Annotated in this window: 17 protein-coding genes and 2 tRNA genes; 5 read left to right on the forward strand and 14 right to left on the reverse strand. The window is 66.7% G+C overall.

The features are described 5' to 3' along the window. Positions 1-3 precede the first annotated feature (3 nt). The 3 genes from ABFY20_RS19580 to pknB are packed head-to-tail and all read left to right on the forward strand — an operon-like array spanning position 4 to position 4,936. Positions 4-1,455 (forward strand): peptidoglycan D,D-transpeptidase FtsI family protein, encoded by a 1,452-nt coding sequence (locus ABFY20_RS19580; protein ID WP_368497880.1) that lies wholly within the window; start codon positions 4-6, stop codon positions 1,453-1,455. Then, a complete protein-coding gene (locus ABFY20_RS19585; protein ID WP_368497881.1) occupies positions 1,452-3,245 on the forward strand; it encodes a serine/threonine-protein kinase in 1,794 nt (597 codons plus the stop codon). Before ABFY20_RS19580 ends, ABFY20_RS19585 begins: the two co-directional genes overlap by 4 nt. Beyond that, positions 3,242-4,936: a Stk1 family PASTA domain-containing Ser/Thr kinase gene (gene pknB / locus ABFY20_RS19590; protein WP_368497882.1), complete on the forward strand. Its 1,695-nt coding sequence runs from the start codon at positions 3,242-3,244 to the stop codon at positions 4,934-4,936. Before ABFY20_RS19585 ends, pknB begins: the two co-directional genes overlap by 4 nt. 95 nt (positions 4,937-5,031) lie before the next feature. On the opposite strand, the gene ABFY20_RS19595 is transcribed toward pknB, so the two are convergent. From ABFY20_RS19595 to ABFY20_RS19605, 3 genes are read right to left on the reverse strand one after another with little or no spacing between them, the layout of a single operon-like run. Further along, positions 5,032-5,670 carry an aminodeoxychorismate/anthranilate synthase component II gene (locus tag ABFY20_RS19595; RefSeq protein WP_368497883.1) on the reverse strand — a complete coding sequence of 213 codons (639 nt, stop codon included), beginning with the start codon at positions 5,668-5,670 and terminating at the stop codon, positions 5,032-5,034. Next, positions 5,667-5,828 (reverse strand): hypothetical protein, encoded by a 162-nt coding sequence (locus ABFY20_RS19600; protein WP_368497884.1) that lies wholly within the window; start codon positions 5,826-5,828, stop codon positions 5,667-5,669. Before ABFY20_RS19600 ends, ABFY20_RS19595 begins: the two co-directional genes overlap by 4 nt. A gap of 2 nt (positions 5,829-5,830) precedes the next feature. Continuing rightward, the gene (locus tag ABFY20_RS19605) at positions 5,831-6,661 is read right to left on the reverse strand and encodes a class E sortase (protein ID WP_368497885.1); all 831 of its coding nucleotides are present in this window, start codon (positions 6,659-6,661) and stop codon (positions 5,831-5,833) included. Positions 6,662-6,786: 125 nt separating this feature from the next. On the opposite strand from ABFY20_RS19605, the gene ABFY20_RS19610 reads away from it, so the two are divergent. Further along, positions 6,787-7,053, forward strand: coding sequence for a cell division protein CrgA (locus ABFY20_RS19610; protein WP_171706740.1), 267 nt, complete (start codon positions 6,787-6,789; stop codon positions 7,051-7,053). Between the two features lie 104 nt (positions 7,054-7,157). Here ABFY20_RS19610 and ABFY20_RS19615 read toward each other — a convergent pair whose 3' ends face one another. Both ABFY20_RS19615 and ABFY20_RS19620 read right to left on the reverse strand, forming a co-directional pair. Then, positions 7,158-8,000: a rhomboid family intramembrane serine protease gene (locus tag ABFY20_RS19615; protein ID WP_368497886.1), complete on the reverse strand. Its 843-nt coding sequence runs from the start codon at positions 7,998-8,000 to the stop codon at positions 7,158-7,160. Positions 8,001-8,034: 34 nt separating this feature from the next. Beyond that, the gene (locus ABFY20_RS19620) at positions 8,035-8,574 is read right to left on the reverse strand and encodes a peptidylprolyl isomerase (RefSeq protein WP_368497887.1); all 540 of its coding nucleotides are present in this window, start codon (positions 8,572-8,574) and stop codon (positions 8,035-8,037) included. 140 nt (positions 8,575-8,714) lie between these two features. Between ABFY20_RS19620 and ABFY20_RS19625 the strand changes: the two genes are divergently transcribed. Continuing rightward, positions 8,715-9,266, forward strand: coding sequence for a hypothetical protein (locus ABFY20_RS19625; protein ID WP_171706737.1), 552 nt, complete (start codon positions 8,715-8,717; stop codon positions 9,264-9,266). Positions 9,267-9,422: 156 nt separating this feature from the next. Here the strand turns inward: ABFY20_RS19625 and ABFY20_RS19630 are convergent. From ABFY20_RS19630 to dnaN, 9 genes are all read right to left on the reverse strand, one after another. Beyond that, positions 9,423-9,495, reverse strand: a tRNA-Ala gene (locus tag ABFY20_RS19630). Between the two features lie 43 nt (positions 9,496-9,538). Beyond that, positions 9,539-9,612: transfer RNA gene (locus tag ABFY20_RS19635), tRNA-Ile, on the reverse strand. Positions 9,613-9,666: 54 nt separating this feature from the next. Beyond that, the gene (locus ABFY20_RS19640; protein ID WP_171706736.1) at positions 9,667-10,074 is read right to left on the reverse strand and encodes a DUF3566 domain-containing protein; all 408 of its coding nucleotides are present in this window, start codon (positions 10,072-10,074) and stop codon (positions 9,667-9,669) included. Beyond that, positions 10,067-12,598, reverse strand: a complete 2,532-nt coding sequence (gene gyrA, locus ABFY20_RS19645; protein ID WP_368497888.1) for a DNA gyrase subunit A — start codon at positions 12,596-12,598, stop codon at positions 10,067-10,069. Before gyrA ends, ABFY20_RS19640 begins: the two co-directional genes overlap by 8 nt. Before the next feature lie 35 nt (positions 12,599-12,633). Next, on the reverse strand, positions 12,634-14,607 hold the full coding sequence (gene gyrB, locus ABFY20_RS19650) for a DNA topoisomerase (ATP-hydrolyzing) subunit B (RefSeq protein ID WP_368497889.1): 1,974 nt from the start codon (positions 14,605-14,607) through the stop codon (positions 12,634-12,636). Between the two features lie 135 nt (positions 14,608-14,742). Next, positions 14,743-15,234 carry a DUF721 domain-containing protein gene (locus ABFY20_RS19655; RefSeq protein WP_368497890.1) on the reverse strand — a complete coding sequence of 164 codons (492 nt, stop codon included), beginning with the start codon at positions 15,232-15,234 and terminating at the stop codon, positions 14,743-14,745. Continuing rightward, positions 15,227-16,414 (reverse strand): DNA replication/repair protein RecF, encoded by a 1,188-nt coding sequence (gene recF / locus ABFY20_RS19660; protein ID WP_368497891.1) that lies wholly within the window; start codon positions 16,412-16,414, stop codon positions 15,227-15,229. Before recF ends, ABFY20_RS19655 begins: the two co-directional genes overlap by 8 nt. Positions 16,415-16,442: 28 nt before the next feature. Next, a complete protein-coding gene (gene gnd / locus ABFY20_RS19665; RefSeq protein ID WP_368499836.1) occupies positions 16,443-17,363 on the reverse strand; it encodes a phosphogluconate dehydrogenase (NAD(+)-dependent, decarboxylating) in 921 nt (306 codons plus the stop codon). Continuing rightward, a complete protein-coding gene (gene dnaN, locus ABFY20_RS19670; protein WP_368499837.1) occupies positions 17,360-18,505 on the reverse strand; it encodes a DNA polymerase III subunit beta in 1,146 nt (381 codons plus the stop codon). The genes gnd and dnaN overlap by 4 nt, the downstream gene beginning before the upstream one ends. Positions 18,506-18,769: the final 264 nt, after the last annotated feature.

The following is an 18,769-nucleotide window of genomic DNA, read 5'->3' on the forward strand; positions in this document are numbered from 1 at the left end:
GACGTGACCCGTGAACTCAAACGCGTGAGCGTGGTCGTCTTCCTCATGTTCGCGACCCTGTTCGTGTCGACGACGATCATCCAGTTCTTCCAAGCCGACAATCTCTCGAGCGACGCCAGGAACGCCCGCACCATCTACGCCAGCTACGACACCGAGCGCGGCCCCATCCTCGTCGACGGGCAGCCGATCGCCGTCTCGGTGCCCACCACCGACGAGTTCAAGTACCAGCGCACCTACCCGAACGGCCCGCTCTACAGCGCCGTCACGGGCTACTACACGCTCGGCCAGGGGTCGAGCCAGATCGAGCAGGCGCTGAACGACTACCTCTCGGGAACCAGCGACTCGCAGTTCCTCGACTACCTCAACCGCCTGGTCACCGGCCAGAACCCCCAGGGCGCCTCGGTCGAGCTCACCATCGACCCCGTGCTGCAGCAGGCCGCCTACGACGCGCTCGGCAGCTACCAGGGCGCCGTGGTGGCGATCGAGCCGGCCACCGGGCGCATCCTCGCGATGGTCTCCAAGCCCGACTACGACCCCAACACCCTCGCCGTGCACGACAGCCAGCAGGTGCTCGACACCTACGACCAGCTGCTCGCCGCCCCCGGCGACCCGCTCATCAACAAGACCATCAACGACCTGAACCCGCCCGGGTCGACGTTCAAGATCGTCACCACCTCGGCGGCCGTGCAGACCGCCGGCCTCGACGTGAACCACACCGAGCCGAACCTCGCGCGCCTGCAGCTGCCCGGCTCCGACTCGACCGTCGCCAACGCCGGCGGCGGCACCTGCGGCGGGGGCGACACTGTGACCATCCAGACCGCCTTCGTGCTCTCCTGCAACATCCCCGTGGCCGAGCTCGGCATGGAGATGGGCGAGCCGGCCCTGGCCGACATGGCGAAGGCCTTCGGCTTCGGCTCGGAGCTGTCGGTGCCGATGGATGTCTCGACCAGCGTGTTCCCGCGCGGTCTCGACGACGCGCAGCTCGCGCTGGCCTCGTTCGGGCAGGGCAGCGATGTGGCTACGCCCATCCAGGTGGCGATGCTCTCGGCAGCGGTGGCGAACGGAGGAAAGCTGATGACACCGACTCTCGTCGACGAGATCAGGGCGCCTGATCTCAGTCTTCTCCAGGGCTTCGAGGCGAAGGAGTTCGGCACCCCGCTGACTTCGGTAACAGCTTCGACACTTTCCGGGCTCATGGTCGAGGCCGTCGAGAGCGGCGCGGCGACTAATGCAAGAATAGACGGGGTCAGTGTGGCCGGTAAGACCGGGACCGCGGAGAACGGGGAGGGCGATCCCTACACCCTGTGGTTCACCGGATTCGCTCCTGCAGACAATCCTCGGATCGCCGTCGCAGTCGTCGTCGAAGACGGCGGCGGGATGGGCCAGGACGGTACGGGGAACGAACTAGCCGCACCGATCGCGAAACGAGTACTAGAGGCGGGCTTGAGTAAATGAGACCCACAGCAGGGGTGACCTTCGGGGGCCGGTACGAGCTGTCCAATCGCATCGCGATCGGGGGCATGGGCGAGGTCTGGCAGGCCACCGATCTCGTGATCGGGCGCACCGTCGCCATCAAGATCCTGAAAGACGAGTACCTCGGCGACCCGGGCTTCCTCGAGCGCTTCCGCGCCGAGGCCCGTCACGCCGCCCTCGTCAACCACGAGGGCATCGCCAACGTCTTCGACTACGGCGAGGAGGAGGGCAGCGCCTACCTCGTCATGGAACTCGTTCCCGGCGAGGCGCTCTCCACCATCCTCGAGCGCGAGCACGTGCTCTCCACCGACCGCGTGCTCGACATCATCGCGCAGACCGCGCTGGCCCTGCAGGCGGCGCACGCCGCCGGGCTCGTGCACCGCGACATCAAGCCGGGCAACCTCCTCATCACGCCCGACGGGCGGGTGAAGATCACCGACTTCGGCATCGCCCGCATCGCCGACCAGGTGCCGCTCACCGCCACCGGTCAGGTGATGGGCACCGTGCAGTACCTCTCGCCCGAGCAGGCGAGCGGTCAGCCGGCGTCGCCGACCACCGACATCTACTCGCTCGGCATCGTGGCGTACGAGTGCCTCGCGGGCAAGCGCCCCTTCACCGGCGAGTCGCAGGTCGCCATCGCCATGGCGCAGATCAACGAGACCCCTCCCGACCTGCCGACCACGGTGGCGGCGCCGGTGCGCAACCTCGTGCTCTCCTGCATCGCGAAGAAGCCCGACGAGCGCCCCTCCTCCACCAGCGCCCTCGCGCGGGCCGCGATGGCCCTGCGTCGCGGCGACATCGCCTCGGCGGCGGCGGCCGTGCCCGCCGTGCTCGGCAACGAGCCCCTGCCGCCCACCGTCGCGACCACGGTGATGCCCTCGCCCGGCAGCACCCAGGCGACAACCGTGCTCTCGCAGCCCCCGGCGGCAGCGGCAGCCCCTCCTTTCGCGGGTCTTCCCCCGTCGGCAGCGGCCGAGGAGGAGGAGCCCAAGAAGCGCAGCCCGTGGACGTGGCCGCTCATCGTGCTCATCATCATCCTGGCGCTCGTGCTCGTCGGCACGATCGTCGCCTTGGTGTTCCAGGGCAACGGCAGCGGGGCCCCCGCGACGACACCCGCCAGCACGGCGTCGAACACGCCGAGCAACACGCCCACGTCGACCTCCCCCACTCCGACCCCGAGCCCCACCACGGTCGCCGTGAGCGAGGCGGAGCTGAAGGGCAAGTCATTCGACGAGGCCGCCGGCATCCTCGAAGGCATGGGCCTCAGCGCCGCCCGCGTGGCCGGAAACCCGGCTCCGGCCGCCGACCAGGTCGACATCGTGTATCAGGCCACCCCGGTCGGCAACGTGAAGATCGGCACCACGGTGTCGCTCACCGTGTACACCGACGTCATCGTTCCGGATGCTCCGACCACCTCGCCGACCGCCGGCCAGGGCGTCTCGGGCGACACGGTTCCGGTGAACGGCGTCTTCACGGTGAACTGGGTCTCGTACAGCTGCCCCTCCGGCACCACGCTCAGCGGGTACGCGGTGGAGGCCACGGGAGCCACGGTCACCACCCCACCGTCGGGCACCACGGCGCAGGCGTCGCTAACCGCGACCGGTGAGGCAGGCTCATCCATCGAGGTGAAGTACAGCGCGAGCTGCTCCGGCTCTGCCTCCGGCCTGTCGCCCGCGCTCGTGCTCACCATCGAGAACAGCCAGCCCACCAACCCCGGGAACGGAAACGGCAACGGGAACGGCAACGGCAACGGCGGCGAGAACGGCCAGTGACCGACGAAACCCGACTCCTCGCGGGGAGGTACCGGCTCGGTGAGCTGATCGGCCGCGGCGGCATGTCGAACGTCTACTCGGGGCGCGACGAGCGTCTCGGGCGCCAGGTCGCGATCAAGCTGCTGAAGTCGTCGCTCGCCGGCGACCCGGTGTTCCGCACCCGCTTCAGGCAGGAGGCGCAGGCCGCGTCGCGCATGGCGCACCCCACGATCGTGCGTGTGTTCGACGCCGGGGAGGAGCGGGTCGCCGAAGCCGGCGGCTTCGAGGGCATCGTCCCGTTCATCGTGATGGAGTTCGTCGAGGGCAAACTCCTCAAAGATCTCATCAAGGAGGGCCCGGTCGACTCGGCCGAGGCCATCCGCATCACCGAGGGCATCCTCACCGCCCTGGAGTACTCCCACCGCGCCGGTGTCGTGCACCGCGACATCAAGCCGGGCAACGTGATGGTCACCCACGGCGGCCAGGTGAAGGTGATGGACTTCGGCATCGCCCGTGCCATCTCCGATTCCTCGGCCACGGTCGCGCAGACCACCGCCATCCTCGGCACCGCCCAGTACTTCTCGCCCGAGCAGGCCCGCGGGGAGTCGGTCGACGCCCGCACCGACCTGTACTCGACCGGCGTCGTGCTGTTCGAGATGCTGACCGGCGAGCCCCCCTTCAGAGGCGAGACCCCGGTCGCCGTCGCCTACCAGCACGTCTCCGAGATGCCGGTGGCACCGTCGAGCATCAACCCCTTGGTGTCGCCCGCCATCGATCAGGTGGTGCTGCACGCCCTGGCCAAAGACCGGTTCGCGCGCTTCCAGAGCGCCGTCGAGTTCCGGGCCGACCTCGAGGTCGCCGGCGCCGGCAAGATCCCCTCGAAGCGGCTGCCGGCCGAAGACTTCCAGTCCTCTCTGTTCGGCGCACCGCCGAGCCTCACGCAGGGCAACGAGTCGGCGCTCACCCAGCTCGCCGGCGACGACGAGTACTCGGTGCGCACCCAGTCGCGGCCGCCCGTGGTGTGGATCTGGGCGGGAATCGCCTCGGTCGCCGTCATCCTCGTCGCCATCGTGTTCTGGGTGCTCACCCTGCAGCCGACGGATGCGCTCCCCTCCACGTCGAGGGAGGTGCCGAACGTGAGCGGCCAGAGCTTCGAAGCCGCAGACGCCACGCTGCAGCAGCTCGATCTCGTGACCCAGCGCTTCGACGTCAACAGCGACACCGTCGCGGCAGGCCAGGTGGTCGAGACCGACCCGGCCGCGGGAACGATCGTGAGCCCCGGTACCGTCATCGAGGTGCGGGTCTCTCTCGGCAAGCAGGCGGTCGCGGTGCCCGATGTGAAGGGCACAGCCGCCACCGACGCGGCGTCGACGCTTTCCGGCGCCGGCTTCGTGGTGGGGCAGACCATCAAGGAGAACTCCCCCGACGTGCCGGCCGACATCGTCATCCGCACCGATCCCGAGGCGGGAACCGATTCCTTCTCGGGCGACACCATCGACCTCGTCGTCTCCACCGGCCTCGTCACCGTTCCCGACCTCACGGGGCTCGGCATCAACGATGCGGATGCGCGGCTCACCGCCGACGGCATCCCGGTCACCAGGCAGCCCGTCACGGGATGCCAGCCCAATGAGCTCAACACGGTGCGCAGTCAGTCGGCGATGGGCGACCTCGCCCAGAAGTCTCCGGTGACGCTCACCTTCTGTGCGAGCTGAACCGCGCACCAGGGCCCTCACCGAACGTCGTCGTCATTCCACAGCCTGCGGATGGGCTGTGGATAACCAGGCGAGGTGAGTGCTCGCAGCCGCCGTCAGACGGCGCGCAGGAGGGGGTTGAGCGAGGCAGCGCGCTCCGGTGCCTCCTCGAGCCCGGCTGCGGCGAGCCAGTTCCCCAGCATGCGGTAGCCCCCCTCGGTGAGCACCGACTCCGGGTGGAACTGCACGCCGTACACCGGGGCGCTCACATGGCGAAGACCCATGATGACGCCGCCGTCGGTACGGGAGGTGACCACCAATGAGTCGGGCACCGTGCCGTCGACGACGGCCAGCGAGTGATAGCGGGTCGCCGTGAACCCGTCGGGCACGCCGTCGTAGAAGGCGCTGTCGTCGTGCCTGATGACCGAGGTCTTGCCGTGCATGAGCTCCTCGGCGTTGGTGACCGTCGCCCCGAGGGCCTCCGCGATGGCCTGGTGGCCGAGGCACACTCCGAGCAACGGCTTGCCTGCATCGAGAGCGGCGAGCACGACCGGAATCGACACTCCCGCCTCGGAGGGCTTGCCGGGCCCGGGCGACACGAGCACCGCGTCGTACCCGGAGATCGTCTCGGCGGCGTCGGCGGCGTCGAACGAGTCGTTGCGAACCACCTCGGTGTCGGCGCCCAGCTGCTGCAGATAGCCGTTCAGCGTGTAGACGAAGCTGTCGTAGTTGTCGATGACGAGAACGCGGGTCATTGCTCCACCGTGACATCCTGCGAGGGCGCCGTCAACTGATCGATCCACGGGAAGACCCAGAAGGCCAGCACGGCCAGCACCGCCACCACCAGAACGATGACGATGAGGATGCGCAGCCACAAGGGGCCTGGGATGAGGCGCCAGAGCGCTGCGTACATGGTCAGGCTCCTACGAGTCCGGAGAGGGCGGCCGGTGCGCCGGCCGAGCGGGGAGTCCAGTCGGTGAGCACGCCGTAGGCGATGATGCGTTCGGACGCGATGTAGAGCGGGTTGCAGCTCGTGAGCGTGATGATGCGGTCGGTGGGCGTGGCGCCCTCCACCTGCGGCACGGGGTCGATGACCCCGACACCATAGGGAGTCACGTACTCCAGGCCGCGGAAGGTGTAGGTGTACCACCCGTCCTGGGTCTCGATGTAGATCTTGTCGCCGACCGTGAGCTCATTGATCTTGAGGAAGGGGCTGCCCCAGCCGTCGCGGTGCGCGGCGATGGCGAAGTTCCCCACCTCGCCGGGCATCTGGGTGGTGGAGTAGTGACCGGCTCCACCCTTGTTGAGCACCGACTTGGGGTCGACGCCCTGCGCGATGGTCTTCTTGAAATCGGAGCCGAAGCGCGGCACGTACATCACCGCGAAGTCTTCGGTGTCGGCCGGAGCCTCGAGGCCTGTCGCCGGCGGCTCGCCGTAGGCGAAGGCGGTCGTCGCCGTCGGGTCGGTCGCGGGTGCGGAGGCCTGGGGTGAGGGAACCGAGCCCGCGTCGCCCTGCTCGGCCCAGGTCTCGGAGAGCGAGCCGGCGTCGGAGGACTGCTGATTGCTCAGCAGGATGCCGTTCAGCGAGAACTGCCAGCCGAGGAACAGCAGCACGAGCACGCCGGCGGTGATGAGCAGCTCACCGGCTACCCCGACGATGCGGTTCACGAGGCTGCGCTTGCGGCGGCGAGGGCGGCGGAGCGGGGGTTCGTCATCGACGGAGATGGCGGCCCGCTCTTCGGTCATGAGAGCAATCCTAAGAGGTGCTGGCTGTGCGACCGCCTCGAACTCCCGCGCTCTCCACACCTTGTGGAACGGCCTGTGGAGAACCAGTGGAGAACCGTGTGGGAAACCCCGTTAGAATCGTCGGCATGGCTCGAGACAAAGCATCCACCAAGGACGTCGCCCGCCGCAACCGCGAGGTTCAGCGCACGAGCGACGACTCCTCGGCGCAGAATCCGAACCCGGTCTGGTTCAAGCCCGTCATGTTCGGGTTCATGATCGTCGGTCTGCTGTGGATCATCGTCTTCTACGTGAGCCAGGGGCTTTTCCCCATTCCCGACCTCGGCAGCTGGAACATCCTCATCGGCTTCGGCATCGCCTTCATCGGCTTCATCATGACGACCCGCTGGCGCTAATTACACGGGTGTGATTATCCCCAGTGTGGAAACTACTGTGGATAACTTTGGGCTGTGGATAACCTGGTCCACACCGAGCCCGGTCGGTCTCGCTCGGCAGAGGGCTAGACGAGCACCCGAACCGCGGTGATCGCCACCAGTGCCACGGCGACAGCGGCGACCAGCAGCACCTGAACGGTCTTCAGTCGGCGCGGGCGGGTGCGCACGTAGACCAACGCGACGAGCGCACCGGCGATGAGACCGCCGACGTGCGCCTGCCACGAGATGCCCGGCACCAGGAATCCGTAGGCGAGGTTCAGGGCCACCAGCACGAGCAGCTGCACGCTGTTCCCACCCAGATGGCGGTTGATGATGAAGTAGGCGCCCATGAGGCCGAAGATGGCACCGGATGCGCCCACCACCGGCTGCAACGGATTCGTCAGCAGGGTGACCGCCACCGAGCCCCCGAACCCGGAGATGAGATAGAGGGCGAGGTAACGCCCTCGACCGAGCAGGCGCTCGAGCGCACTGCCGAACACGAACAGCGTGAACATGTTGAACAGCAGGTGCAGGATCGACCCGTGCACGAAGACGGCGGTGAGCATCCGCCATGGTTCGAACGAGACGCCGGTGGCCGGGATGACGTAGGCTCCCGCGAACTGCAGCGCCTGCGTCACACCGGGGATGAACTGGAGCAGGAACACCACCACGCACACCGCGATGATGGCGTACGTGACGACGGGAGCGCCGCTGCCCGTCAGGTTCTGCAGGATCGCCGGTCGACCGCGCTTGACGCGAGGCGCCTCCTGCCGGTCGCGAGCTGCGCACTCCACGCAGTGCACGCCCACCGCCGCCTGCACCTGACACTCGGGGCACACGGTTCGCGCGCAGCGCTGACACAGCACGTAGCTCTGCCTGCCGGGATGCCGGTAGCAGTAGTTGTCAGACGACGCCGGGGCGCTGGTCATCGGAGTGCTTCGACCCGTCGAGGGAGAGGAGCGCTCAGACCGCCTCGATGGTGACGTTCTCGAGCACGACCTCGTCGAGCGGACGATCGTAGGCGTCGGTGGCCACGCCCGCGAGCTTGTCGACGATGCGCTTCGAGGCGTCGTCGGCGACGGCGCCGAAGATGGTGTGCTTGCCCTGCAGCCAGGTGGTGGGGCCGACGGTGATGAAGAACTGCGAGCCGTTGGTGCCCTTGCCACCCTGCACGCCGGCGTTGGCCATGGCAAGCACATAGGGCTCGGTGAAGTCGAGTTCGGGGTTGATCTCGTCGTCGAAGCGGAAGCCGGGGCCGCCGGTGCCGTTGCCCAGCGGGTCGCCGCCCTGGATCATGAAGCCGGGGATGATGCGGTGGAAGACGATGCCCTCGTACAGCGGTGCCGTGGTGGGCTGACCGGTCTTCGGGTCGCTCCACTCCAGCTCACCCGTGGCGAGGCCGACGAAGTTCTTCACCGTCTTGGGCGCGTGGTGGCCGTAGAGGTTGACGACGATCGGTCCGTGGTTGGTGTTGAGCGTGGCGACATGGGTGTGAACGGGCATGTGGTCATTCTCGCACATGGGCCATGCCGTCCAGTGAAGGCCCAGGTTTTGCTGAGGGTCTCATCAGCGACCCGGCTTCTGTGGTCGGGCGATGCGTGCCAAGATGAAGACATCCGTGCTCTCGCCGATGGAGGTTTCTCATGAGTCTTTCCCGCAAGCGTCGCAAAGCGCTCAAGCGTCTGAAGGGAACGGCAGAAGAGCTGTGGGTCGATCAGCAGGCCGTCATCGACCGGGCGAACGCCATCCTGCGTGAGGCCGGCAAGCAGGCGAGCTTCCTCGCCGACGAAGAGGTGAAGCCGCGCGTGAAGTCGGCTGTCGACTCCGTCGCTCCCACGATCAGCCGCAAGGCGGCAGAGGTGAAGGTGGCCGGCGAGGCCGTCAAGCGCCAGTTCGCCACGGATGTGCTGCCCGCCCTCGCAGGCACGGTCGCGTCCGCGGCGTCGGTGCTGCAGTCGTCGAAGAACCCCGAGCTGTTGAAGCAGGCGGGCAAGAAGGCGGCCAAGGCCTCGAAGGCGCTGCAGAAGCAGGTTCCGAGTTCGGGCGGTTCGAAGGCCGGCGTGGTCGTGATCGTGAGCCTCGGTGTGGTCACCGCCCTCGGCATCGGTTACGCCCTCTGGCAGACCTTCCGCGCCGACGACGAACTCTGGATCGCCGACGAAGACCCCGAACCCGAGACCAACCCCGAAAGCTAGAACCAGCTTTCACAACGAAGAAGCCCCCGGCACACCACCGGGGGCTTCTTCCGTTAACTCAGCCCTCAACGACGAAGAGGATGCGCGTACGCATCCTCTTCCATAGGCACAGACGACGAAAAGGATGCGTGTACGCATCCTTTTCCATTGGTACCGTGGAGCCTGGGAGAATCGAACTCCCGACATCCTGCTTGCAAAGCAGGCGCTCTACCAACTGAGCTAAGGCCCCCCATCAAACCGCGGTTCGAGGGAGATTTCTTGTGGATCTCTCGTGGGGCTACAAGGACTTGAACCTTGGACCTCTTCGTTATCAGCGAAGCGCTCTAACCGCCTGAGCTATAGCCCCGTTTTTTGACCAGAGACGAGACTACCCTACGGAGGCCCCGATCTCCCAATCGGCTTACTTGTTGGTGAAGCCGAGCATGACTCCACCGGTGATGCGCACCGCGAGGTTGTACAGCGCCGCCGCGATCGCACCGAGCGCCGTGATGACGATGACGTTCAGCAGCGCGACGACGATGGAGAAGCCCATCACCTGCGGCAGCGAGGCGAAGTCGAACAGGTCGAAGTTGCCGGCGCCCGCGATGTCTTGCAGGAGCGTGTTGACGGAGTCGAACACACCGGTCTGGTTGAGCACCGACCACACCAGGAAGCTGGCGACCACGGTGACGATGCCGAGGATGATGGCCAGGAGGAAGGAGATCTTCAGCACCGACCAGAAGTCGATGTAGACCAGCTTCAGCCGAACCTGCTTGGTGGTGGCGACTCTTGCCGTCTTCTTCGCGAATTTGTCGCCAAGATTACTCATCCGTCGTTACGTCCTCTCCAGGGGCAGACTCTGCCCCTGTGCTCTCCTCGAGCTCCGATTCAAGGTTTCGTTCGGTGTTCTTCGCCACCGCGATGATGCGATCGTCGTCCGCGAAGCGGGCGAAGACCACGCCCATCGTGTCGCGTCCCTTAGCCGGTACTTCGGCCACGGCAGAGCGTACCACCTTGCCACTGGCAAGAACCACAAGGACCTCGTCGTCCTCCCCCACGATGAGGGACCCGATGAGATCGCCCCTCGCCTCGGCGAGTTTGGCCACCTTGATGCCGAGTCCGCCTCGGCCCTGCACGCGGTACTCGTCGACGGAGGTGCGCTTGGCGTAGCCGCCCTCTGTGACGATGAACACGAAGCCCTCGTCGGAGACGACGGAGGCGCCCTGCAGGCGGTCGTCGTCGCGGAACTTCATGCCGATGACGCCCGAGGTCGCCCGGCCCATCGGCCGGAGGGCCTCGTCGCTCGCGGTGAAGCGGATCGACATGCCCTTCTTCGACACCAGCAGCAGGTCGGCGTCTTCGTCGACGAGCATCGCCGAGACCAGCTCGTCGTCGTCGCGCAGGTTGATGGCGATGATGCCACCGGTGCGGTTGGTGTCGTACTCGGTGAGCGCTGTCTTCTTGAGCAGCCCGTCGCGGGTGGCGAGCACGAGGTACTTCGCCGTCTTGTAGTCGGGGATGTCGAGGATCTGCGTGATCTGCTCGTCGGCGGCCAGCGCCAGCAGGTTCGCGACGTGCTGTCCCTTCGCGTCGCGGCCGGCCTCCTGGAGCTCGTAGGCCTTGGCGCGGTAGACGCGACCGCGGTTGGTGAAGAACAGCAGCCAGTGGTGCGTGGTGGTGACGAAGAAGTGCTCGACGACGTCGTCGGCTCGTAGCTGCGCCCCCTTCACACCCTTGCCGCCGCGGTGCTGGCTGCGGTAGTTGTCGCTCCGCGTGCGCTTGACGTAGCCGCCGCGGGTGACGGTGACCACCATCTCCTCCTCGGGGATGAGGTCTTCGATGTTCATGTCGCCGTCGAAGCCGAACATGATCTCGGTGCGCCGGTCGTCGCCGAACTTCTCGACGATCTCGCCGAGCTCGTCGATGATGATCTCGCGCTGACGGGCCGGCGAGCCGAGGATGACGTTGTACTCGTCGATCTTCAGCTGCAGCTCGTCTGCCTCGTCTTGGATCTTCTGACGTTCGAGCGCGGCGAGCCGGCGCAGCTGCAGCTCGAGGATGGCGCGCGCCTGCAGCTCGTCGATGTCGAGCAGATCCATCAGCCCGTCGCGGGCCTCCTCGACGGTCGGCGAGCGACGGATGAGCGCGATGACCTCGTCGAGCGCGTCGAGCGCCTTGAGGTAGCCGCGCAGGATGTGCATGCGGGCCTCGGCCTCACGCAACCGGTAGGTGGTGCGCCGCACGATGACGTCGATCTGGTGCGAGACCCACTCGGTGATGAAGCCGTCGAGCGGCAGGGTGCGCGGGATGCCGTCGACGATCGCGAGCATGTTCGCGCCGAAGTTGTCTTGCAGCTGGGTGTGCTTGTAGAGGTTGTTCAGCACCACCTTCGCCACCGCATCGCGCTTCAGCACGATGACGAGGCGCTGACCGGTGCGACCGGAGGTCTCGTCGCGGATGTCGGCGATGCCCGCGAGCTTGCCGTCCTTCACCAGGTCGGCGATCTTGATGGCGAGGTTGTCGGGGTTCACCTGGTAGGGCAGCTCGGTGACCACGAGGCAGGTACGGCCCTGCAGTTCCTCGACGTTCACCACGGCGCGCATGGTGATCGACCCCCGCCCGGTGCGGTACGCATCCTGGATGCCCTTGACACCGAGGATCTGAGCGCCGGTCGGGAAGTCGGGGCCCTTGATGCGCTGGATGAGCGCCTCGAGCAGTTCTTCGCGCTCGGCCTCGGGGTTCTGCAGGTACCAGATGGCGCCCTCGGCGACCTCGCGCAGGTTGTGCGGGGGGATGTTCGTGGCCATGCCGACGGCGATGCCGACGGAGCCGTTCACGAGCAGGTTCGGGAAGCGGCTCGGCAGCACGATCGGCTCGAGCGTGCGGCCGTCGTAGTTGTCCTGGAAGTCGACTGTCTCTTCCTGGATGTCGCGCACCATCTCGAGCGCGAGGGGCGCCATCTTCGTCTCGGTGTACCGGGGGGCCGCAGCGCCGTCGTTGCCCGGCGAGCCGAAGTTGCCCTGTCCGAGCGCGAGGGGGTAGCGCAGCGACCAGGGCTGGATGAGGCGCACCAGGGTGTCGTAGATCGACGAGTCGCCGTGCGGGTGGAACTGGCCCATCACCTCGCCGACGACGCGCGCCGACTTCGAGAAGGCGCGGTCGGGCCGGTAGCCGCCGTCGAACATCGCGTAGATCACGCGGCGGTGCACGGGCTTGAGTCCGTCGCGCACGTCGGGCAGGGCGCGGCCCACGATCACGCTCATCGCGTAGTCGAGGTAGGAGCGCTGCATCTCCAGCTGCAGGTCGACCTGCTCGATGCGATCGCCGGGCGCGGGGGTCAGTTCATCCGTCATGTGTCAGTAGTCAGTCTCTGTCGAGGCCCGAGGGCTCAGATGTCGAGGAAGCGGACGTCTTTGGCGTTCTTCTGGATGAAGTTGCGCCGGGACTCCACGTCTTCGCCCATCAGGGTGGAGAAGATCTCGTCGGCCGCCACGGCGTCGTCGAGGGTGATCTGCCGGAGGGTGCGGGTGTCGGGGTCCATGGTGGTGTCCCACAGCTCCTTGTAGTCCATCTCGCCGAGACCCTTGTAGCGCTGGATGCCGTTGTCTTTCGGGATGCGCTTGCCGGCAGCCTGCCCGTCGACCAGCAGCGCATCGCGCTCGGCGTCGGAGTAGACGTACTCGTGCGGGGCGTTCGACCACTTGAGGCGATAGAGCGGGGGCATCGCGAGGTAGACGTAGCCGAGCTCGATGAGCGGTCGCATGTAACGGAACACCAGGGTGAGCAGCAGCGTCGTGATGTGCTGGCCGTCGACGTCGGCGTCGGCCATGAGCACGATCTTGTGGTACCTGGCCTTCTCGGGGTTGAAGTCCTCCCCGATGCCGGCGCCGAAGGCGGTGATCATCGCCTGCACCTCGGCGTTGCCGAGCGCGCGGTCGAGGCGGGCCTTCTCCACGTTCAGGATCTTGCCGCGGAGCGGCAGGATCGCCTGGGTCTCGGGGTTGCGGCCCTGGATGGCGGAGCCGCCGGCCGAGTCGCCCTCCACGATGAAGATCTCGCTGCGGGAGGGGTCGCGGCTCGAGCAGTCCTTGAGCTTGCCCGGCATGCCGCCGCCCTCGAGCAGGCCCTTGCGGCGCGTCTGCTCTCGCGCCTTGCGGGCGGCCAGACGCGCCTGCGAGGCCTGGATGGCCTTGCGGATGATGTCACGCGCCTGCACCGGGTTGCGGTCGAACCAGTCGGTGAGCTCGGTGCCGACGACGCGCTGCACGAACGCCTTCGCCTCGGTGTTGCCGAGCTTGGTCTTCGTCTGGCCCTCGAACTGCGGCTCGGCGAGCTTGATCGAGATGACGGCGGTGAGGCCCTCGCGCACGTCGTCGCCGGAGAGGTTGTCGTCCTTCTCCTTGATGATGTTCTTCTCGCGTGCGTACCTGTTCACCAGGGTGGTGAGTGCGGCGCGGAAGCCCTCTTCGTGGGTGCCGCCCTCGTGGGTGTTGATCGTGTTGGCGTAGGTGTGGACACTCTCGGTGTAGGCGGTCGTCCACTGCATGGCCACCTCGAGCGCGATCTTGCGATCGGTGTCCTCCGACTCGAAGGAGATGATCTCCTCGTTCACGAGCTCGGCCTTCTTCGAGGTGTTGAGGTACTCGACGTAGTCCTTCAGGCCGTTCTCGTAGAGGTAGGTGACGACGGTGTCTTCTGCGGTGCCGTCGTCTCCTCCGCGCTCGTCGGTGAGCGTGATGCTGAGGCCCTTGTTGAGGAAGGCCATCTGCTGGAACCGTGCGCGCAGCGTCTCGTAGTCGAAGACCACGGTCTCGAAGATGTCGGGGTTCGGCCAGAAGGTGGTCTTCGTGCCCGTCTCGTCGGTCGACTCCCCCTTCTCGAGCGGAGCGAGCGGGACGCCGATCTCGTAGCTCTGCCGGTACACGTTGCCCTGGCGGCGCACCTCGACGTCGAGCTCGCTCGACAGCGCGTTCACCACCGAGGAACCCACACCGTGCAGACCGCCCGAGACCGCGTAACCTCCACCGCCGAACTTGCCCCCGGCGTGCAGCACGGTGAGGACGACCTCGACCGTCGACTTCTTCTCGGTGGGGTGCATGTCGACCGGGATGCCGCGGCCGTTGTCGACGACCGTGATGCCGCCGTCCTTGCGCATCACGACCTCGATATGGGTCGCATAGCCCGCGAGGGCCTCGTCGACCGAGTTGTCGACGATCTCGTACACCAGGTGGTGGAGGCCGCGCGGGCCCGTCGAGCCGATGTACATGCCGGGGCGCTTGCGAACCGCCTCGAGACCTTCAAGAACCTGGATCTGGTCCGCGCCGTACTCGTTGTCAGGGTGGACCTTGTCCGATTCAGACATATAGATGGGGCTCCTTGGTGTCGCGCCCACCGGCCGGGCAAGACGACCCTTAATTCTATCAAACGAAGGGTGGGAATCGGCCCTCAGACGCCCCGCTGACGTGTTTATTTCGCGAGGTTGACCACATTTGCCCTGTCAACCGTAAGTATCGCGAGGACCCCGGCCTGGAATCGATCTGGAGCCCCGTTTCCAGGACGGGGCGTGGGGTGCTTCGAAGCGGATCGACTCGATGCCCGCGTCGGGAAACCGCTGAGCGATCGTCGTCATGATGAGCACACGCATGTGCCGCAGCTGGGTCGCCCAGGCCGTGGAGTCGCATTGCACGGTCAGCACCGAGTCGGTGATGCCGATGGGCGTCGAGTGCTCTGCGGTGTCGGGGCCGGCGATCTCCTTCCAGGCCAGCAGCAGGTCGGACTTCGCCAGCGAGCTCGTCCAGCCGAGCTCGCTCTCGAGTCCCGCCATCACGTCGCCGAGGCCACGCGGGTCGCGCCCGCTGCCGTACGGAACGTTCGCCTCGTCGTCGTCGCCGGGGCTCCTCCCCTTCTTCTGCCGCCATCTCGCGGCACGCGCATCCGAGTTCCCGAACGCCGATTTGAGGCGCAGGTAGACGTTCTGGGCCTCAGACATCGGCCGGCTCCTCGACGATGCGGCCGGCCCGTATGCGCACCGTGTGCGCGGTGAGCGCTTCGGGCACGTCGTCGTAGACCGCGGCGGTGATGAGCACCTGCTCGTAGTCCTTCACCGCATCCGCCAGCCTCGCCCGCCGGCGCTGGTCGAGCTCAGCGAAGACGTCGTCGAGGATGACGATCGGGTCGCCGGTCGAGGAGTCGGACCGCAGCAGCTCGGCGCAGGAGAGCTTCAGCGCGAGCGCGAACGACCACGACTCGCCGTGACTGGCGTAGCCCTTGGCCGGAAGGCCGTTCAGCGTGAATGAGACGTCGTCGCGGTGCGGTCCGCAGAGGGTGATGCCGCGATCACGCTCGGCGCGGGCGACACGCTCGAGCGCTGTGCGGAAAGCCTCGGCGAGCGCCTCGCGGCTGGGCGCATCCGTCGTGCCCGGCGCCGCCCTCTCCTCGTCTTCGTCGCGGTCGTCGGACTCCGGATGCTCGGCCAGCACGCTCAGCACCACCTCGAGCGCCGGCTCCTGCTCCGACCCCGCCACCGCCTGGTACGCCTCGCGCACGAACGGGGCGAGGGCCGCGACCACGGCGATGCGTTCGGCCATGATCTCGGCGCCGAGCTCCACCAGCCGCTCGTTCCAGAGTTCGAGCGTCGGCAGCTTCGCGTCACGGAGACCGGATGCGCGCGCCGACTTCAGAAGCGCGTTCCGTTGCTTGAGCACGCGCTCGTAATCGGCGAACACCCCGAGAAGGCGGGGAGTCTTGGCGCCGAGGAGCGCATCCACGAACCGCCGGCGGGTGGAGGGTTCGCCCCGGATGAGGGCTAGGTCTTCGGGCGCGAACAGCACGGTCGAGATGTACCGCGGCAGATCGCGCGGTTTCACCGCCGCCCGGTTCACCTGCGCCCGGTTGGCGGCCGAGCGGTTCAGCTGCAGTTCCACCAGCAATTCACGCTCTTCATGGCCGAGGCGTGCCCGCACGATCGCCGAGTCCCGACCGGCGCGGATGAGTGCGTGATCGGTCGAGACCCGGTGCGAGGCGAGCGTGCTGAGGTAGCCGAGCGATTCCACCAGGTTGGTCTTGCCCTGCCCGTTGCTGCCGACGAACAGGTTCGGGCCGGGCTGCAGTTCGACCTCCGCGGTCTCGTAGTTGCGGAAGTCGGTGAGGCTGAGGTGGCGGACGATCACGGCCGGCGGGACTCGGCGGGTTGTGCGGTCAGTCGAGCTCCTTGACCGCGTGACCACCGAACTGGTTGCGCAGCGCGGCGACAGCCTTCATCGAGGGCGAGTCCTCCTGGCGCGAGACGAACCTGGCGAAGATCGACGCGCTGATGGCGGGCATCGGCACGGCGTTCTCGATCGCCTCCTCGAGGGTCCAGCGGCCCTCGCCGGAGTCTTCGACGTAGCCCTGGATGTCGTGGAACTCGGGGTCGGCCTCGAGCGCACGCACGAGCAGCTCGAGCAGCCACGAGCGCACGACGGTGCCGCGCTGCCAGGCCTTGAAGGTGCCCGTGACGTCTTTGATGATGTCCTTCTTGGCGTCGAGCAGCTCGTAGCCCTCGGCGTAGGCCTGCATGATGCCGTACTCGATGCCGTTGTGCACCATCTTCGCGTAGTGGCCCGCGCCGACCTCACCCGCATGAACGAAACCCTCGTCGCGCGGGCCCTCGGGGCGAAGCGCGTCGAAGATGGGCATGGCCCGCTCGACGTTCTCGGCGGTGCCGCCCACCATCAGGCCGTAGCCGTTCTCGAGGCCCCAGACGCCGCCGGAGACACCGGCGTCCATGAACTGGATGCCCTTCGGCGCGAGGAACTCGGAGTGCTTGAAGTCCTCGGTCCACTTCGAGTTGCCGCCGTCGATGATGAGGTCGCCCTCCTCCAGCACCTCGGCCAGGTCGTGGACGACCGAGTCGGTGATGGCGCCGGCGGGAACCATCACCCAGACGATGCGAGGAGACGGCAGGGCTGCGGCGAGGGCCTTCAGGTCGGGCACGTCGCTCACAGCAGGGTTGGTGTCGTAGCCGACCACGTCGATCCCGGCGTTCTTCAGGCGGGCGCGCATGTTGTTGCCCATCTTGCCCAGGCCGATGAGTCCGATGTTCATGTTCGACTGTCTCCTTGCGTGAGGTGGTGTCAGCGCAGCAGCAGGTTGGGCTGCAGCAGGTACTTGTAGTCGTCGGAGCCGGGCTGGTCTTTCGACGACTGGCTCGTGATGAGCACCGGGCCGGGCTTGTTCGGGTTGTCGGTCTTGGTGAACGAGATGCGCACGAACTCCGAGTGCACGGCCGAGAGACCGTCGAGCAGGAACTGGGGCTTAAGCGAGACGACGGTGTCGTCTCCCGTGAGCAGTGCGTCGATCGATTCGGAGGCCTGCGCCTGCTCGGAACCGATGGCCTCGAGGGTGACGCCGTCGATCGTGAAGGTGAATCGCAGTGCCGCTTCACGCTCGAGCACGAGCGACACACGCTTGGTCGCCTCGATGAGGTCGGCGGTGTTGATGACCGCGTAGTTGTCGACGGTCTCGGGGAACAGCCGCTTCACCGGCGGGAAGTTGCCCTTGATGAGGAGCGTCGTCACGGTCTTCTTGTCGGACTTGAATGCGATGAGCTCGCGGTCGTCGCTGTTCGTGATAGCCACCGAGATGGTGCCGGCGTTGCCGAACGTCTTGCCGACCTCCTGCAGGGTGCGCGCGGGCACCAGGGCGGTCGCGGTCGTGGTGCCGGAGTCGTTGGAGTCCCAGTCGATGTTGCGCACCGCCACACGGTAACGGTCGGTGGCGACGAGCGAGATGGTGTTCTCGCTGACCTCGAGCTGAACACCCGTGATGACGGGCGTGACGTCGTCACGTGAAGCAGCGACGGCGACCTGCGAGACAGCCGCCGAGAACTGCTCGGCGGGGAGGAGACCCGATTCGGCACCGACCTGCGGCAGGGTGGGGTACTCCTCGACGGGCATGCTGAGCAGGGTGAAGCGGGCGGAGCCGCAGCTGACCACGATGCGGCTGTCTTCGGTGGCGAAGCGCACCGGTGCATTCGGCAGGCGGTTGGCGATGTCGGACAGCAGGCGCCCCGAGACCAGCACCACACCGGGCTCCTCGACGTCGGCGGCGATCTGCGTCTGGGCAGATACCTCGTAGTCGAAGGAGGAGAGGGTGAGACCCTCGTCGTTCGCCTCGATCAGCACACCGCTCAGGATCGGCAGTGTCGTGCGCTGCGGAAGCAGCTTGACGGCGAATGACACGGCTTCGCTGAAGACGTCTCGGTTTACTTGGAACTTCACGAAGTCACCTCTGTCGGTGTTGGAGACCTGGGGTCGCTCCATGCTACCGGGTGGAGGACTTGTCATTCGGGTCGCATCCGCAGCGCTCGCAGCGCGTCGAGGTTGTCGGAGGGATTTTCATTAAGAGAGATTTCTTAATGGTCTTAACGTCTGTGGATATGTGGACAAGTCTGTTTAAACCGCGACGCCACCGAGAACTACATCTTTGTGAGTTGTCGAATCCGTGTGAACGACATGGGGATGCGAGCGACGGCCGGGTGACGG

Origin of the sequence: Herbiconiux sp. A18JL235 (assembly GCF_040939305.1) — a bacterium.
Lineage (GTDB): Bacteria > Actinomycetota > Actinomycetes > Actinomycetales > Microbacteriaceae > Herbiconiux.

What these genes read in the sequence shown, in the direction of transcription:
- ABFY20_RS19620 (WP_368497887.1), bottom strand. Translation starts at nt 8,574, where the DNA reads ATGCCCGTTCACACCCATGTCGCCACGCTCAACACCAACCACGGACCG.
- ABFY20_RS19585 (WP_368497881.1), top strand. Translation starts at nt 1,452, where the DNA reads ATGAGACCCACAGCAGGGGTGACCTTCGGGGGCCGGTACGAGCTGTCC.
- ABFY20_RS19655 (WP_368497890.1), bottom strand. Translation starts at nt 15,234, where the DNA reads ATGTCTGAGGCCCAGAACGTCTACCTGCGCCTCAAATCGGCGTTCGGG.
- ABFY20_RS19640 (WP_171706736.1), bottom strand. Translation starts at nt 10,074, where the DNA reads ATGAGTAATCTTGGCGACAAATTCGCGAAGAAGACGGCAAGAGTCGCC.
- ABFY20_RS19600 (WP_368497884.1), bottom strand. Translation starts at nt 5,828, where the DNA reads ATGTACGCAGCGCTCTGGCGCCTCATCCCAGGCCCCTTGTGGCTGCGC.
- ABFY20_RS19615 (WP_368497886.1), bottom strand. Translation starts at nt 8,000, where the DNA reads ATGACCAGCGCCCCGGCGTCGTCTGACAACTACTGCTACCGGCATCCC.
- ABFY20_RS19595 (WP_368497883.1), bottom strand. Translation starts at nt 5,670, where the DNA reads ATGACCCGCGTTCTCGTCATCGACAACTACGACAGCTTCGTCTACACG.
- ABFY20_RS19610 (WP_171706740.1), top strand. Translation starts at nt 6,787, where the DNA reads ATGGCTCGAGACAAAGCATCCACCAAGGACGTCGCCCGCCGCAACCGC.
- ABFY20_RS19625 (WP_171706737.1), top strand. Translation starts at nt 8,715, where the DNA reads ATGAGTCTTTCCCGCAAGCGTCGCAAAGCGCTCAAGCGTCTGAAGGGA.
- ABFY20_RS19605 (WP_368497885.1), bottom strand. Translation starts at nt 6,661, where the DNA reads ATGACCGAAGAGCGGGCCGCCATCTCCGTCGATGACGAACCCCCGCTC.
- gyrA (WP_368497888.1), bottom strand. Translation starts at nt 12,598, where the DNA reads ATGACGGATGAACTGACCCCCGCGCCCGGCGATCGCATCGAGCAGGTC.
- gyrB (WP_368497889.1), bottom strand. Translation starts at nt 14,607, where the DNA reads ATGTCTGAATCGGACAAGGTCCACCCTGACAACGAGTACGGCGCGGAC.